The sequence below is a fragment of the Achromobacter sp. genome (genome assembly GCF_050285585.1).
Taxonomy (GTDB): Bacteria; Pseudomonadota; Gammaproteobacteria; order Burkholderiales; family Burkholderiaceae_B; genus Achromobacter.
On sequence record NZ_JBLZXF010000001.1, the window covers coordinates 114,441 to 130,364 of the forward strand.

At 68.7% G+C, this 15,924-nt stretch carries 12 protein-coding genes; 4 read left to right on the forward strand and 8 right to left on the reverse strand.

Annotation, left to right across the window (positions count from 1 at the left end; genetic code table 11):
* Window positions 1-93: 93 nt before the first annotated feature.
* Both ACN6PJ_RS00535 and ACN6PJ_RS00540 read left to right on the forward strand, forming a co-directional pair.
* The gene (locus ACN6PJ_RS00535; protein WP_427993937.1) at window positions 94-729 is read left to right on the forward strand and encodes a hypothetical protein; all 636 of its coding nucleotides are present in this window, start codon (window positions 94-96) and stop codon (window positions 727-729) included.
* Window positions 730-821: 92 nt separating this feature from the next.
* Window positions 822-3,149, forward strand: coding sequence for an autotransporter outer membrane beta-barrel domain-containing protein (locus ACN6PJ_RS00540; protein WP_427993938.1), 2,328 nt, complete (start codon window positions 822-824; stop codon window positions 3,147-3,149).
* A gap of 56 nt (window positions 3,150-3,205) precedes the next feature.
* Here ACN6PJ_RS00540 and ACN6PJ_RS00545 read toward each other — a convergent pair whose 3' ends face one another.
* Genes ACN6PJ_RS00545 through ACN6PJ_RS00580 form a run of 8 tightly spaced genes read right to left on the reverse strand, consistent with a single transcriptional unit; the run spans window position 3,206 to window position 13,263 of the window.
* Window positions 3,206-4,192, reverse strand: coding sequence for a tripartite tricarboxylate transporter substrate binding protein (locus ACN6PJ_RS00545; RefSeq protein WP_427993939.1), 987 nt, complete (start codon window positions 4,190-4,192; stop codon window positions 3,206-3,208).
* A 49-nt stretch (window positions 4,193-4,241) separates the two neighbouring features.
* Window positions 4,242-5,243: a Bug family tripartite tricarboxylate transporter substrate binding protein gene (locus ACN6PJ_RS00550; RefSeq protein ID WP_427993940.1), complete on the reverse strand. Its 1,002-nt coding sequence runs from the start codon at window positions 5,241-5,243 to the stop codon at window positions 4,242-4,244.
* Between the two features lie 39 nt (window positions 5,244-5,282).
* Window positions 5,283-6,290 carry a Bug family tripartite tricarboxylate transporter substrate binding protein gene (locus ACN6PJ_RS00555; protein ID WP_427993941.1) on the reverse strand — a complete coding sequence of 336 codons (1,008 nt, stop codon included), beginning with the start codon at window positions 6,288-6,290 and terminating at the stop codon, window positions 5,283-5,285.
* A 36-nt stretch (window positions 6,291-6,326) separates the two neighbouring features.
* Window positions 6,327-7,568: a CaiB/BaiF CoA transferase family protein gene (locus ACN6PJ_RS00560; RefSeq protein WP_427993942.1), complete on the reverse strand. Its 1,242-nt coding sequence runs from the start codon at window positions 7,566-7,568 to the stop codon at window positions 6,327-6,329.
* Between the two features lie 4 nt (window positions 7,569-7,572).
* The gene (locus ACN6PJ_RS00565) at window positions 7,573-8,709 is read right to left on the reverse strand and encodes an acyl-CoA dehydrogenase family protein (protein ID WP_427993943.1); all 1,137 of its coding nucleotides are present in this window, start codon (window positions 8,707-8,709) and stop codon (window positions 7,573-7,575) included.
* Between the two features lie 12 nt (window positions 8,710-8,721).
* The gene (locus ACN6PJ_RS00570; RefSeq protein ID WP_427993944.1) at window positions 8,722-9,918 is read right to left on the reverse strand and encodes an acyl-CoA dehydrogenase family protein; all 1,197 of its coding nucleotides are present in this window, start codon (window positions 9,916-9,918) and stop codon (window positions 8,722-8,724) included.
* 14 nt (window positions 9,919-9,932) lie between these two features.
* Window positions 9,933-11,114 carry an acetyl-CoA C-acyltransferase gene (locus tag ACN6PJ_RS00575; protein ID WP_427993945.1) on the reverse strand — a complete coding sequence of 394 codons (1,182 nt, stop codon included), beginning with the start codon at window positions 11,112-11,114 and terminating at the stop codon, window positions 9,933-9,935.
* Window positions 11,115-11,139: 25 nt separating this feature from the next.
* Complete coding sequence (locus ACN6PJ_RS00580; protein WP_427993946.1) at window positions 11,140-13,263, reverse strand: 3-hydroxyacyl-CoA dehydrogenase NAD-binding domain-containing protein; 2,124 nt, start codon at window positions 13,261-13,263, stop codon at window positions 11,140-11,142.
* Between the two features lie 200 nt (window positions 13,264-13,463).
* Here ACN6PJ_RS00580 and ACN6PJ_RS00585 point away from each other — a divergent pair, with 200 nt between their 5' ends.
* Both ACN6PJ_RS00585 and ACN6PJ_RS00590 read left to right on the forward strand, forming a co-directional pair.
* A complete protein-coding gene (locus ACN6PJ_RS00585) occupies window positions 13,464-14,393 on the forward strand; it encodes a LysR family transcriptional regulator (protein WP_427993947.1) in 930 nt (309 codons plus the stop codon).
* A gap of 120 nt (window positions 14,394-14,513) precedes the next feature.
* The gene (locus tag ACN6PJ_RS00590) at window positions 14,514-15,902 is read left to right on the forward strand and encodes a GntP family permease (protein WP_427993948.1); all 1,389 of its coding nucleotides are present in this window, start codon (window positions 14,514-14,516) and stop codon (window positions 15,900-15,902) included.
* The last annotated feature ends 22 nt before the right edge of the window (window positions 15,903-15,924 follow it).

Genomic DNA, 15,924 nt, shown 5'->3' on the forward strand with positions numbered 1-15,924 from the left:
GAAGTCTATCGTCGTTACCCCCGGGGTGGCCCCGGGGTCTGGTTTGAGTGCATCCCGGCCTGTTGCCCGGATGTCTTCACGGAGACGAATCAGATGGCACACCACGCAAGTCCCCTCAAGCCCCTGTTCTCCCGCTCGATGGGCGCGGCCATGTCGCTGGCCGCCACCACCGCCTGGGGCGCCAATTACGCGCCGTTCACCGTTCCCGCGGGCACCACGTTCACGCTGAACGGCGGTGACAGCGTGACAGGCACGGGTTCGAGCGCCGCCATCCGCGTCGGCAATGCCACGCTGAACTTCGGCCCCGGCAACATCGCCATCGGCAATGTAGACCTGGGCGTCTTCGCGACGAACGGGCCGGCGGCCAGCATCAATTTCGAAACCGGCAGCAATGTCACCATCACGACGGTGACGACAACGGGCCTGGGACTCCAGTCGACCGTGAACTCGCAGGCGAGTTTCACGCTGGCGCCGAGCTCCACGGTGACGATCCGCGGCTACCAGGGCGTGAACCTGGGTCACACGCCGTTCGGCACCGCGAGCCAGCTGCGGATCGGCGATGGCGCGACCCTCAAGATCGAGGCCGCGCCCGCCGGCGGCAATCCCTGGTCCAAGGGGGTCATGACCAGCAACAACACCGCCATTACGCTGGATGCGGGGGGCGTGTTGGACGTGCAGACGACCGGCGGATCGTATGCGCGCGCGGCGTCGAACTGGGCTACAGCCTGACCTACCCGGACTCGTTCCTGCGGCGATTCACCTCGGGGCCGGGTTCGACGCTGCGGATCAGCACCACCGGACAGAGCTCTGACGGTTTCTACATGCTGGGCGTGGGCGAAGCGGTGATAGCGGGTTCGACCGATATCCACACCACGGGCCGGGACAGCAGCGGCATTCTGCTGCATCGTTACGTCAGCCCGACCAATCATCTCGTCGTGGCGCCCCAGGGCGGGTCTACCGCGCGCATCCTGACCGAGGGCGCGGACGCCTACGGCGTTTGGGGCATCAATGGGGCCCGCGCCGAGCTGTCCGATCTGCGGGTCGAGACTCGCGGCACGGATGCGGCTGGCCTGTATGCCTATACGGGCAGCGGCGAACCGGCCACCGTCGTTCAGGCCTTGCGCAACACCGTCGTCACCAGCGGGCAGGGCGGGTTCGGGATCCTCGCGGAAGGCGTGGCCAGCAACGTGGTGTTCGACGCAGGCACGGTGCAGACGTCCGGCGCCGCGGCCCATGGCGTCGTCGTGGCCGGCGCCTCAAGCTACGCGGCCACGGACAGCGCCGTCGGGGTGAGCGGGGCGGGGTCCATCGGCCTGCTGCTGACGAGCGACACGGGCACGCAGAGCGCTGTCATCAACGGCGGCAGCATCGCCAGCACGGCCGGCACGGCCGTCGGCGTCGACGGGGGCGTGGCGAACATCCAGTTGAACGGCGCGACGGTGCAGGGCGCGACCAACTGGCTGCAGGTGGGCAGTTCCGGCACCCTGCTGAGCAGCAGGACCCGCACGCTGCGCGGCCTGGACCCCAGCCTGGCGCCCGATGCGGGCAACCCCGGCGGCATCACCGCCTCCGGCGCGCTCGCCGGCTCTCCCGCCACGGCCAATGTGACGGCGCGCAACGCTGTCTTGACAGGCGCGGCGGTCACCGAGGCGGGCAGCACTTCGAACGTGACCCTGGTGGATTCCACGTGGACGATGACCGGCAACTCCAACATCACCAACCTGGTCAACGATCCGAGCCTGATCGACTTCGCGCCGCCCCAGGCGGGGGCATACAAGACGCTGACCGTGCGCAACTACAGCGGGGATGGCGTCATCGCGCTCAACACCTACCTGGGCGACGACAGTTCGCCATCGGACAAGCTGGTCGTTGACGGCGGCAGCGCCAGCGGTGCCTCGCAACTGCGCATCAAGAACACGGGCGGGCCGGGCGCGTTGACGACCGCCAGCGGGATACCGGTGGTCGAGGTCGTCAACGGCGGCGTGTCGGGATCCGGCGCGTTCGCGCTCGCCGGTCGCGCGGTGGCGGGGCCGTATGAGTACCGTCTGTACCAGGGCTCGGCGGCTGCGCCCGCCGACCAGAGCTGGTACCTGCGTTCCCTGAAACAGCCGGATCCGCCTCCGGTGCCGCCGGATCCTCCCGTCCCGCCGAATCCCCCCGTGCCGCCGGCGCCAGGACCCGCTCCGGAGCCGTTGTACCGTCCCGAAGTCGCGGCCTATCTCGCGAACCAGCGCCTGATCGGGCAGATGTTCGTGCACAGCATGCACGACCGCCTGGGCGAGCCGCAATTCATCGAAGGCCAGCAGTTTCAATCGGAGGACAGCAAGCGCCGGGCGCTCTGGCTGCGGGCCGTGGGCAAGTGGGAAGGGTCGCACAGCCGCGACGGCAACTTCGACGTCAGCACCGACATGTTCCTGCTGCAAGGCGGCGGCGACGTGGCGCAATGGAAGCTGTTCTCGGAGACCGACCGCCTGCATCTGGGCGCGATGCTGGGTTATGGCAGCGCCGACAGCACGGCGCGCGCCGACGGCAACCCGTACAAGGCCAAGGGCAAGGTGCAAGGCTACAGCGCGGGTGTCTATGGCACTTGGTTCCAGAACGACGAGAGCAAGCTTGGCGCCTATGTGGACACCTGGTTCCAGTATGGCTGGTACAACAACCGGGTAATGGGCACCGATCTACCGCGGGTGGACTACGATTCCCGCGCTTGGGCGGTGTCCGCCGAAACGGGCTACGCCTTCAAGCTGCGCGGCGATTGGAGACTCGAACCTCAGGCTCAGCTGATCTACGTGAGTTCAGACACCGACAGCCTGACCGAAGCCAACGGCACCCGGGTAGACAGCGCGGATTCGCACGGCACCATCTTGCGGCTGGGCGTGCGCGCCCATACCACCTACGACCTGGGGAATGGCCGCAAGGCGCAACCGTTCGCGACGCTGAACTGGTGGCACAGCAACGTTGGCAGCTCGGTGTCGTTCAATCAGCTGCCGGTGGGCGACCTCTATCCGGAAGACCGCTATGAGTTGAAGCTGGGCGTGCACGCCGATTTCACCAAGGGCTGGACGGGCTGGGTCAATGTGGCCGGATCCTGGGGCGCGCAGAGCTATCACCAATATGCCGGCAGGATAGGCGCCAAATACACATGGTGAGGCACACATGGTGAGCCCGCGCCGCGCGGTCCCCGGGCGGCGCGGAGGCTGGGCGCTCAATCCTTCGCCATCAGTCCCAGGTATTCGATCAGCCCCTTTTCCTTGATGTAGGTGGCCTGGGCCCATTCCTTGTAGTCCTGGCTGCTGCGGTAGGCGGGCTCCTGGTTCAGCTGCTTCATGACGTCCATGCTGGCGGGGTCGAACAGCGCCTTCTTGAAGGCGTCGTGCAGGGTCTTGACCACGGCCGGGTCCATGCCCTTGGGGCCGGCCAGTCCGTAGGGCGAGGTGGACACGACTTTGTAGCCGAGTTCCTGCGCGGTGGGCACGTCGGGCCAGCGGGTCGTGCGCTTTTCGCCGAAGGTCACCAGCAGGCGCATCTTGCCGGCGTCCACGAACTGGTCCCAGCCGGTGGCGTCGCTCTGCGCCATGACGTGGCCGCCCAGGAGCGCCTGCTGCATGTCGGCGTTGCCCTTGAACGGCACGTGGTTCAGCTTGACCTTGGCGTTGATCGCGACTTCCTCGATCAGCAGGTGGGGCGACGAGCCCACGCCGGTGGAGCCGTAGTCGATCGTGCCCGGCGCCTTGCGCGCGGCTTCGATGTATTCGTTGAAGGTCTTGTAGGGGGAGTCCGCGCGCACGGTAAAGCCGAAGGTGTAGCCGGACAGTCCCAGGATGAACGTGAAGTCATTGACGGGGTCCCAGCTGCTTTTCTGCATGTAGGGCATGCGCAGCATCGCCAGCGTGTAGAGGCTGATGGTGTAGCCGTCGGGCTTGGCGGTCTTGGCCATGGTGGCCGGACCCAGCGTGCCGCCGGCGCCCGGCCGGTTTTCCACGATGACGGGCTGTCCCAGGTATTTGGATGCGTCCTGCGCCACGATGCGCAGGTGGCGGTCGGTCGAACCGCCGGCCGGGAAGGGCACGATGAGCGTGATGGGCTTGGAAGGGAAGGCGGTCTGCGCGCCGGCCTGCAGGGGCAGCGCGGCGGACAGCGCAGCGGTCAGCGCCAGCGCTAGGCAGACGCGGCGGTTGATGGATCGTTGCATGTTGTCAGTCTCCTCTTGTGGCAGCCGTTGGCCCGGCTGGAAGCGGCCGTTATTCGGCCGTCATTCCCTTGTCGCGCGCGAGTTCGCCCCATTTCCGATAGTCGTCGGAAATGCGCTGGCCCATTGCGGCAGCGGGTTCGAAGTGCGCGATGGTGCCCGCGCTGATCAATTTTTCCTGGATCGCGGGGTCCGCCAGGATGGCTTCGAGCTCGCGGTTCAGCCGGTCGACGACGACGGCGGGCGTGCCCGGCGGCGCCAGCAGGCCGCCCCAGGACACCGCGTCGAAACCCGCGAAGCCCTGTTCGCTGATGGTGGGCACCTCGGGCAGCACGGCGACGCGGCTGGGCGAACCCACCGCCAGCGCGCGCAGCTTGCCCGCCTGGATGTGGGGCAGGGCCGCCACCAGATCGGCGTACATCATGGGCACCTGTCCGCCTATCGTGTCGGTGATCGCCGGCACGCCGCCCTTATAGGCGACGTGCTGCATCCGGAAGTCGCCCACGTCCTGGAGCCGTTCCATGCTCATGTGGCCGAAGCTGCCGGCGCCGGAGCTGGCGTAGTTGAGTTCGCCGGGGCGGGCGCGCGCATAGTCGACCAACTGCGCCAGGTTGGCGACATCGGGCAGTTTCCGCGGATTGGTCACCACCACGATGGGCAGGTCGTACACGGTGGCGATGGGCGTGAAGTCCTTCGGGGTTTCGTAGCCGACATTCTTGTAGAAGAACGGCGCGAACAGGGTGGGCGTGGCCAGCATCATCAGCGTGTAGCCGTCGGGTGGCGAACGCTTGAGCAGGTTGGCCGCGATCGACCCCGAGGCTCCGGCGCGGTTCTCGACGATGACCGGCTGCCGCAGGCGCGCTTCGAGCTGCTGGCCGACCAGGCGCGAGGCCACATCGGTGGGGCCGCCGGGCGGGAAGGGCACGATGAGCCTGATCGGCTGGCTGGGGTAGGCCTGCGCCGCGGCGGCGCCCGCAACGAGCAGGTTGGCGGCCAGGGCCAGAACGGCGCGCCGGGTGAACTTGGAGCAAACCGCAAGCGTCAGATCACGCATATGACAGTTCCATAGGGAGAAGGTGGGCCGGGTGAGCAATTAGTCGATGCGCGCGTCGGCGATCTTGATCAATTCCTGCCAGATGGGCACATCGCGCGCGTAGGCCCGGGAGAATTCCGCCGGTGTGCTGAACACCGGCATAAAGCCCGCGCTGGTGATCGTTTCTTGCACGGCGGCGTCCTGGGAGGCTTTCATCAAGGCGGCATGGACCTGCCGGACGACATCCTCGGGGGTGCCGGCAGGCGCGGCCATTCCGGCCCAACCGAAGATCGAGTAGGCGTTATCGGTGACGCCCTGCTCGTGGATGGTGGGCACGTCGGGCAGTATGGTCATACGCTGCGTGCCCGTGACGCCGATCGCCTTCAGGCGGCCGTTTTCGATGAACGGCTTGGTGTTCTGCGCGCTGGAAAAGCAAACCTGCAGCTGGCCGCCGATGAGATCCTGGATCATCGGCGATTCGCCCTTGTAGGCTACGTGGGCCATGTCGGAGCGCGTCGTCTTGCTCATGTAGGCGCCGGCCAGGTGGGCGTATGAGCCTACCCCCCAGCTACCGTAGGACACCTTGCCCTTGTTGGCCGCGACCCAGGCGAGCAGTTCCCGGATATCGTTGGCGGGCACGCCAGGGTGCACCACCAGCGTCACCGGCGCCGCGGCGATCTGCGACAGCATCAGCAGGTCTTTCCGCGGGTTGTAAGCCATCTTGGCGTACAGGAACTGATTGATCAGCAAGGAGGTGCTGAGCGATATGGCGAAGGTATAGCCATCGGGCGCGGCTTTGGCTACCTGGTCTGTGCCCAGCATGCCGGAGGCGCCGCTCTTGTTCTCGACCACAATGGGCTGCCCCAGCGTAGCGGCCATGGACCTGGCCAGCACGCGGGCCAGCGTGTCGGTGGCGCCGCCGGGGTTGAAGGGCACGATGAAACGGATGGGCTTGTTCGGGTAGTTCGGCTTTTGTGCCCAGGCCACCCGCCCCGGCAGCAGGCAGGCGGCTCCCGCGCCGGCGATGCGCTGCAAGGCCTTGCGGCGGTCAAAGTTCCGATGTTTCATGGCTGGCGCTCCTCCTGTGATGCGATGTCAGCGCAATCAATCCGTGGCGGGCAATGTCAGGATGCCTTGCGCCTGCAATGCCTCGAGTTGTGTATCGGTCATCTGCAGCAGGCCCCGCAGCACGTCGCGCGTGCCTTCGCCCAGGGTGGGCGGGGCATGGCGGACCGGCAGGCGTTCGCCGTCCAGGCGGTAGGGCGGCGCATAGACGTGCGTGCTGCCCGCGACGGGATGCGGCATTTCCTGCACCAGCCCGCTCTGGCGGGTGCGCTGGCTGGTCAGGGCTTCGTGCAGGCCCAGCACCTTGCCGCAAGGGATGCCGCAGTCGGCCAGGCGCTGCAGCAGCAGGTCGCGGGGGAATTCGCGGATCAGCCCGATCATCATGGGCAGCAGCTCCAGGCGGTTCTTCGCGCGCTCGACGTTGGTGGCGTAGCGGGGGTCTTCGACGATGTCGGGCCGCATCAGCACCTGGCGACAGAACTTGTCGAACTGCGCGTTGGTGCCCACCGAGATGATCAGCGGGCCATCGGCGGCCTCGAACATGCCGTAGGGCACGATGGACGGATGGGCATTGCCGTAGCGCCGGGGATCATGGCCCAGCAGCAGGGCGTCCAGGCCGTAATAGCTCGTGACCATGATGCCGCAGTCGTACAGCGCCATTTCGATCAGGCGGCCGCGGCCGGTGCGTTCGCGCCGGAACAGCGCCGCCAGCACCGCCTGCGCGGCATACATGCCGGTCATCATGTCGACGGCCGCGACGCCGAACTTCAGCGGAGGCTGCTGCGGTTCGCCGTTGATCGCCATGAGGCCGGTCTCGCCCTGGATGACCAGGTCGTAGCCGGGCCGCGCCGCTTCGGGCCCGGCGCTGTTGTAGCCGCCGATGGCGCAATAGATCAGGTCCGGCTTCAAGGCCTTGAGCTGCGCATAGCCCAGGCCCAGCTTTTCGGCGCCGCCGCTCTTGAAGTTGTGGATCACCACGTCGAACTGCGGCAGCAGTCGGTAGACGATCTCCACGCCTTCCCTGGACTGGAGGTCCAGGGTGATGGACCGCTTGTTGCGGTTCATGCTGTTGTAGTAGGTGGTTTCGGTCTTGCCGATGCGCATGCCCCAGTCGCGCGTGTCGTCGCCGCGCACAGGGTGTTCGACCTTTACGACCTCGGCGCCGAAGTCGGCCAGCACCTGGCCGCACAGCGGGCCGGCGAACACGCGGGAAAGGTCCAGGACGCGCACGCCTTCCAGGGGCAGGTCCAGGCCATCGGGGGGCGGAGCACCGATATCCATGGCATTACTCCTGCGGGGCCAGCGCGATGAATCGGGCCAGGTGATGATCCTCGTCGCCCAGTTGATGATCGATCATGACCAGGCGCTTGGCATAGTGGGCCAGCGGCAGTTCCCAGGTCATGCCGATGCCGCCATGCAGCTGGATGCATTCTTCGGCCACCCGCGTGCCCACGCGTCCGATGGTGTGCTTGGCGGCCGACAGCGCGCGTTCGCGCGTGGCGCGGTCGGCATGGCCGAGCTGCGCGGCGGCGTTGATGACGGCCGAGCGCGCCTGCTCGATTTCGAGGAGCACGTCGGCCATGCGGTGCTGCAAGGCCTGGAAGCGGCCGATCGGCACGCCGAACTGCTTGCGGGTCTGCAGGTATTCGAGGGTGGCGTCGCGGGCGGCGTCCATGGCGCCGACGGCCTCGGCGCACAGCGCCAGCAGGCCTTTGCCGACGCTGCGCTCCAGCACGGCATGGCCCGCGCCGGGGCGGCCCAGCAGGGCCTCGGCGCCGACCCGCACGCCCGACAGCGCCAGGTCGCCTGCGCGGCCGCCGTCGATCAGGGGGTAGCCCTGCACCCGCAGGCCCGGGGTGCGGGCGGGCACCAGGAACAGCGAAATGCCGTCGGGGTCGGCGTCGCCGCCCGCGGTGCGCGCCGACACCACGAACAGGCCCGCATGCTCCGCGTTCGCCACCACGGCCTTGGAGCCGTCCAGCCGCCAGCCGTCGCCGTCGGGCCGCGCGCGCGTTTCCACGTGCGCCAGCTCGTCGCCGGCCTGGGCCTCGGCATGGGCCAGCGAAACGATGGCCGCGCCGGCCTGCAGCTCGGCCAGCACGGCCTTCTGCGCCGGCGTGCCGGCGGCGGCGATGGCGTCGCCCGCGATCAGCGCATCGAGAAAGGGCTCGACGACCAGCGCGCGGCCCAGGGCCTCGAAGACGACGGCGATGTCGAAGCCCGACCCGCCCAGTCCGCCGTCCTCTTCGCCGAACAGCGCGGCGACGGCGCCGAGTTCTGCATAGCGTTGCCAGAACTCCGGGCTGTAGCCTTGCGGCGAGCGCGCGATGCGGTCGCGCACCGCGAAGCCGTATTGTTCGGCCCCGAAGCGTTTCAACATGTCCGACAGCATGCGCCGGTCTTCGGTATGGTCGAAATTCATGGGCGTTCTTCCTTACAGTCCCAGGATCATCTTCGAGATGATGTTCTTCTGGATTTCGTTCGAGCCGCCGAAGATCGACAGCTTGCGGTTGTTGAAGTACTGTGCGGCGGCGCTGTCGGCGCCATCCGGGCCGATGCGCGGGCCGGCGTAGCCGTCTTCCAGCGCCTCCGCCACGTAAGGCCGCGCATAGATGCCCATGGCGCGCCGGTTCAGCGCCGATATCTCCTGGCGGATCTGGGTGCCGCGGATCTTCAGCATCGAACTCTCGGCGCCGGGCGCGCCGCCGTGGGCGGCGGCCGCCAGCACCCGCAGGTTGGTGACGCGCATGTTGTCGAGCTCGATTTCGACGCGCGCCAGCCTGGCCGCGAACGCCGGGTCCTGGGCCAGCGGCTTGCCGTTCCTGCGCTGGCGCGCCGCCACGGCCTTGAGCTGCTGCAGCGCGGCGGTGGACTGGCCCACGCCGGCGATGTTGGTGCGTTCGTAGGTCAGCAGGTACTTGGCGCAGGACCAGCCGCGGTTCTCTTCGCCGACCAGGTTGTCCGCGGGCACGCGCACGTCGGAGAAGAACACCTCGTTGACCTCGTGGGCGCCGTCCAGCGTGATGATGGGGCGCACTTCGATGCCCGGCGTGCGCATGTCGATGAGCAGGAAGCTGATGCCTTCCTGCGGCTTGCCCTCGCTGCGGGTGCGCACCAGGCAGAAGATCATGTTGGCATGCTGTCCCAGTGTGGTCCAGGTCTTCTGGCCGTTGACGATGTAGGCGTCGCCGTCGCGCACCGCGGTGGTCTTGAGCGACGCCAGGTCCGAACCCGCGCCGGGCTCGGAATAGCCCTGGCACCACCAGTCGGACCCGTCCAGGATGCGCGGCAGCCAATAGCGCTTCTGCGCCTCGGTGCCGTACTTGATCAGGACCGGCCCCAGCATGCTCAGCCCGAAGGGCACGATGCGCGGCGCATGGGCGAGGGCGCATTCGTTTTCGAAAATGAACTTCTGGACCGCCGTCCAGCCGGTGCCGCCGTATTCGGCGGGCCAGTGGCTCGCGAGCCAGCCGCGCGCGTTCAGGATGGCGTGCCAGGCTTCCATGTCGGCCTTGGCGAGATGCCGGTGCTCGCGCACCTTGCGCGCCAGCGCCTCGGGCAGTTCGGCGGCCAGGAAAGCGCGCACCTCGGCGCGGAACGCCTCTTCTTCGGGAGTGAAATTCAGATCCATGGGTGTTCTCGTACTCAGTAGATTTCAAACAGTCCGGCCGCGCCCATGCCGCCGCCCACGCACATCGTCACGACGGCGTAGCGCGCGCCGCGGCGGCGGCCTTCGATCAGCACGTGGCCGGCCAGCCGGGCGCCGGTGACGCCGAAGGGATGGCCCAGCGCGATGGCGCCGCCGTCCACGTTCAGGCGGTCCATCGGGATGTCCAGCTTTTGCTGGCAGTACAGGGCCTGCGAGGCGAAGGCTTCGTTTAGTTCCCAAAGGTCGATGTCCTGCACGGAAAGGCCGTGGCGGGCCAGCAGCCTGGGCACGGCGTAGACCGGCCCGATGCCCATCTCGTCGGGCTCGCAGCCCGCGATGGCCAGGCCGCGGAACGCGCCCAGCGGCTGGATGCCGGCGCGCCGCGCTTGCGCGGCTTCCATCAGCACGCAGGCCGCGGCGCCGTCGGACAGCTGCGACGCGTTGCCCGCGGTGATGAACTGGCCCGCGCCGCGCACCGGCGCCAGCGCGGCCAGCGCCTCGTAGGTCGTGCCGGGGCGGTTGCAGGTGTCGCGGTCCACCGTGACTTCGCGCTCGCTGACCGCGCCGGTCGCGCGGTCGGTGACGGACATGGCGGTGGTGACGGGAATGATCTCCTCGCGGTAGCGGCCCGCGGCCTGCGCGGCCTCGGCGCGCGCCTGGCTTTGCGCCGCGAAACGGTCCTGGGCCTCGCGGCTGATGCCGTAGCGGGCCGCGACGATGTCGGCGGTCTCGATCATGGGCAGATAGAGTTCGGGCTTGTTGGCCACGATCCACGGATCCATGCCGCTGACGCCGTCGTCGCGCGTGCGGATCTGCGATACGCATTCCACGCCGCCCGCGATCATGGCGGGCGCGCCGTCCATCACGATGCGGCTGGCGGCGGTGGCGATGGCCTGCAGCCCCGACGCGCAGTAGCGGTTGACGGTCGCGCCGCCGACGCTTGGCGGCAGGCCGGCGCGGACCACGGCCTGGCGCCCGATATTGCGGCCGGTGGCGCCCTCAGGGTAGCCGCAGCCGATGATGGCGTCCTCGATCAGCGCCGGGTCCACGCCGGCGCGTTCGACCGCGGCGCGCACGGCGTGGGCGGCCAGCGTGGGGCCGGCGATCAGGTTGAATTCGCCGCGCCCCGCCTTGGTGATGGGGGTGCGGGCGGTGGAAACGATAACGGCTTCGCGCATGAGTGGCCTGTGAGAAGGTTGGGGATCAGGCAGCCCGGTTCAGGCTGGCGAAATCGCGGCCGGAGCCGGCCAGGTCGACGAGCAGGGAAGACGGCGTCCAGAAAGCCGGGTCTTCCTTCGCGTACTCGCGCAGGTCGGCCAGGATGGCGGGCAGGCCCACGCTGTCGGCATGGTGCAGCGGCCCGCCCCGGTGGCGCGGAAAGCCGTAGCCCGCGACCGCCACCACATCGATGTCGGACGGGCGCAGGGCGATGCCTTCGCGCAGCACGTTGGCCGCTTCATTGATCATCGCCGCCAGATAGCGGCGCTGGATGTCTTCCTGCGTGAACGGGCGCGGACGGACGCCGGCCCGCGCGCGCTCGGCGTCGATAATGGCGAGCACCTCGGGATCCGGCTGGCCCTGGCGCGCGCCGTCGGGGTAAAGGTAGTAGCCGCGGCCCGTCTTCTGGCCGAACCAGCCGCGCTCGCACAGGCGGTCGGCGATCTGCACGTAGCGCAGCGCGGGATTGCGGGTGGGCGCGCGGCGCTTGCGCGTCGCCCAGCCGATATCGCCGCCCGCGAGGTCCATCATCTGGTACGGACCCATCGGATAGCCGAAGGCGCGCACCGCGGCGTCGATGTCGTAGGGCGAAGCCCCGTCCTCCATCATCATGTCGGCGGCTTGCCGGTAGGCGGCGAGGATGCGGTTGCCGATGAAGCCGTCGCACACCCCGGCGCGCACCGGGATCTTGCGCAGCCTGCGCGCGAAATCGAAGCCGGTGGCGACGGTGTCCGGGGCGGTCTGCCTGCCCACGACCACTTCCAGCAGCTTCATGATGTTGGCGGGCGAGAAGAAGTGCAGGCCCAGCACGTCGGCGGGGCCGCGCGTGGCGGCGGCGATGCGGTCCACGTCCAGGTACGAGGTGTTGGTGGCCAGCACGGCGCCGGGCTTGGCCACGCGGTCCAGCTGCGCGAACACGGCGAGCTTGGCGTCCATGTCTTCGAACACGGCCTCGACGATCAGGTCTGCGTCGGCCAGCGCGTCGTAGGCCGTCGCGCCGGTGAAGCGCGCCAGGCGCGCGGTGCGCTCGTCGGCGCTCATCCGGCCCTTGGCGACCAGCAGGTCGTACACCTTGGCGACGCGGGCCCGGCCCCGTTCCAGGGCGGCGTCGTCCTGTTCTACCATCACCACCGGCAGCCCGGCGTCCAGCACGGATACGGCGATGCCGGCTCCCATGGTGCCGCCGCCCACGATGCCCACGCGTTCCACGCCGCGAGCCCGCGCCTGTTTCAGTTCAGGCACTTTGGCTGTCTCGCGTTCCGCGAAGAAGGCATGGACCAGGCCGGCCCGCTGCGGGCTGTCCAGGCATTGCAGGAACAGGGCGCGTTCGGCGCGCAGGCCTTCGTCGAAGGGCAATTCGATGGCGGCGCGCACGGCTTCGACGATCCGCGCGGGCGAGTACAGGCCGCGCGCGGCGCTGGCGGCGCGTTCGGCGGCGGCGTCTGCCTCGGCCAGCGCGGCCGGCTTGTCCGCCAGCGCGGCGGCCGCGTCCCGGGTGCGGCGCGGGCCGGCGCGCAGGGCCAGCAACTGCCGGGCGTATGCCAGGCCGGCGTCCAGCGCATCGTTCTCGCCGGCCAGCGCATCCACCAGGCCGGCGTCCAGCGCCTCCTGGGCCGACAGATGCCTGCCGGACAGCATCAGGTCCAGCGCGGCGCGCGCGCCCATGAGGCGCGGGGCGCGCTGCGTGCCGCCCGCGCCCGGCAACAGGCCCAGCGTCACTTCGGGCAATCCCAGCCTGGCCCCGGCCAGCGCGACGCGGTAGTGGGCGGCCATCGCCACTTCCAGCCCGCCGCCCAGCGCGGCGCCATGCAGCACCGCCACCACGGGCTTGGCGCTGGCCTCGATCTGGTTGCAGACGTCCGGCAGGATGGGGGGCTGGGGCGGCTTGCCGAATTCGCGGATGTCGGCGCCCGCGATGAAGTTCCTGCCCGCGCCCACGAGGACGATGGCGCGCACCTGCGGGTCCGTCTGGGCATTCTGGATGGCGGCGCCCAGGTCGGCGCGCACGGCGGCGCTCAGGGCGTTGACCGGTGGGTGGTCGATCGTGACGACGAGTATGTCTTCATAGCGGCGCGCGTGCGCGGCGCCGGTGCCTGCGCTGTCAGTCATGAACAGTGTCTCCGTCGGAGGCCGTCCCCGCCGCGCCGGAAGCGGCGGCAAAGGACTGGCCTGGCGGCCCAGGGCGGTCCGCCTTTTTTTGTGGCTTTATTCTTCCGCAGTCAATATGTCTTGACAATGGCATCTATAATTGACACTACGTATAAGAAAATTTGACAGTGCCTCGCGATAGGCGCGTTGGGAGACGCCGCATGGACACCAAATCCCTGACCCTGCTGGTGGAGATACTGGATGCGGGCAACCTGAGCGAGGCCGCCCGCCGGCTGAAGATGACGCGCGCCAACGTCAGCTATCACCTGAGCCAGCTCGAGCGTTCGGTGGGCATGCAGCTGGTGCGGCGCACGACGCGGCGCGTCGAGCCCACCGAAATCGGATTGAAGCTCTATCGCCATGGCCGCAGCATCCAGGACGAACTCGCCGCCGCCCGCGAATCGATCGAGACGCTGGGCAAGACACCCCAGGGAAAAGTCCGCTTGAGCGTACCCAGCGGCTACGGCCAGTTCGTGATGACGCCGTGGCTGCTGGAATTCAAGCGGGCCTATCCGGACATCGTGCTGGACGTGCTGTTCGAGAACAGCGTCGACGACCTGCTGCGCGACGAGGTCGACATCGCGGTCCGCATCATGTCCGAGCCGCCGCAGAACCTGGTGGCGCGCGAGCTGGGCCAGGTGCGTTACGTGGCATGCGCATCGCAGGCCTATGCCGCCGCCCGGGGCTTGCCGCAAAGCCCCGAAGACCTGGCGGGCAGCCCCATCATCAGCGCCGCCGTCATCGGCCGGCCGCTGCGCCTGTCCGCCTATTACGGCGGCCAGCCCCGCCAGCACGTGGTGCTGGAGCCCACCGTGATCTCGCGCAATTACGCCTTCCTGCGCGATGCGATCCGGGCCGGGCTGGGCGTGGGGATCGTGCCGGACTACGTGATCCACGAGGACCTGGCCCGAGGCGAACTGGTGGCCGCCCTGACGCCTTGGCGGCTCAGCATCTTCGGGCGCGCCATGTACATGCTGTACATGCCGAACCGGCACCACCCGCGCGCGATCGCGATGATCATCGAGTTCATCCTCGAACGCGCGCAGGCCCGACACGAGGGCAGGCCGGGGCTGATGGCGGCGGCCGGATAAGGCGTGGCGCGGGTTTCCTGACTGGGCGTTCAGCTTGGCGGGAATAAAATCCGTTTGCATCATGGCACGGCGGCCGGCCGCGGGCCGGCGGCGCTTCGCCCGTTTTCTCCAGGTCCGACTATGTCTTCGTTCGACATCCAATTGCTGCTCACCGCCCTGGCGAGCGTTCTCGTGCTGGTGGCGCTCATTGTCTCCCGCATCCGCATGCACCCGCTGCTGGCGCTGCTGATCGTGTCCATCGGGGTCGGTTTCGCCACCGGCATGGAGCCGTCGGCCATCGTCAAGAACCTGACAAACGGCGCGGGCAAGACCCTGGGCGCCGTGGGCGTGGTGATCGCGCTGGGCGCCATGCTGGGCAAGATTCTGGCGGATTCGGGCACCACCGAGCGCCTGGCCAACGCCATCCTGCGCCATACGTCGGCCCGCCTGATTCCCTGGGCCATGACGCTGGTGGCTTTCGTCATCGGCATCCCCATGTTCTTCGAGGTGGGCCTGGTGGTGATGCTGCCGCTGATCTTCAGCGTGGCGCGCAAGCTGGAGAGCCAGGAGCGCTTCAAGGGATCGGCGTACGTGTACGTGGGCGTGCCGGTGATTTCGGCGCTGGCGGCCATGCATGGCATGGTGCCGCCGCATCCCGGCCCGCTGACGGCCATCGCCACGCTCAAGACCACCGTGGGCCCGACCATGATCTACGGGTTCATCGCCGCGCTGCCGGCCATGATCTTCGGCGGCCCGCTGTACGGCGCCTTTATCGCGCCGCGCATGACGACCCGGCCGGACGAGGCCTTGCTGGACCAGTTCACCGCGGCCAGGCCGCAGGCAGCGGGGCGCGGCGCGCCCGGCGTGGGCCTGGGCGTCCTGGCGGCGCTGCTGCCCGCGTTGCTGATGCTGGTGCACGCGCTGGCCGAGATGCTGCTGCCCAAGGATTCCGCCGCGATGCACGCCGCCGCTTTCCTGGGCGACCCGTTGGTGGCCATGCTGCTGGGCGTGTTGTTCGCGGCCGTCACCCTCGTGTACCTGCGCGGCGGCGACGCCGAGAAGCTGCGCGACGCGCTGGGCAAGAGCCTCAAGCCGATTGCCGGCATCATGCTCATCATCGCGGGCGGCGGCGCGTTCCAGCAGGTGCTCACGAGCGCCAAGGTGGGCGACGCCATCGTGCACCTGACCCACCAGTTCGCCCTGCCGCCATTGGTGCTGGGCTGGCTGATCGCCATGCTGCTGTCGGTCTCCACCGGTTCGGCCACCGTCGGCATCGTGGGCGCGGCAGGCCTGCTGGCGCCGCTGGCGGGCGCGGATCCCAGCCTGAACCTGCCGCTGCTGGCGCTATCCATCGGCTGCGGTTCGCTGTTCTTCAATTACGCCAACCACGCGGGCTTCTGGATGGTGAAGGAATCCTTCGGCATGACCATGGGCGAAGCCACCAAGACCATCTCGGTGGTGCAGTCCATCGTGTCGCTGGCGGGGCTGGCGATGGTCCTGCTGTTCAACATGCTGCCTCCGCTGGGCTGAGGCCCGCGCCGCCGGCCGCATG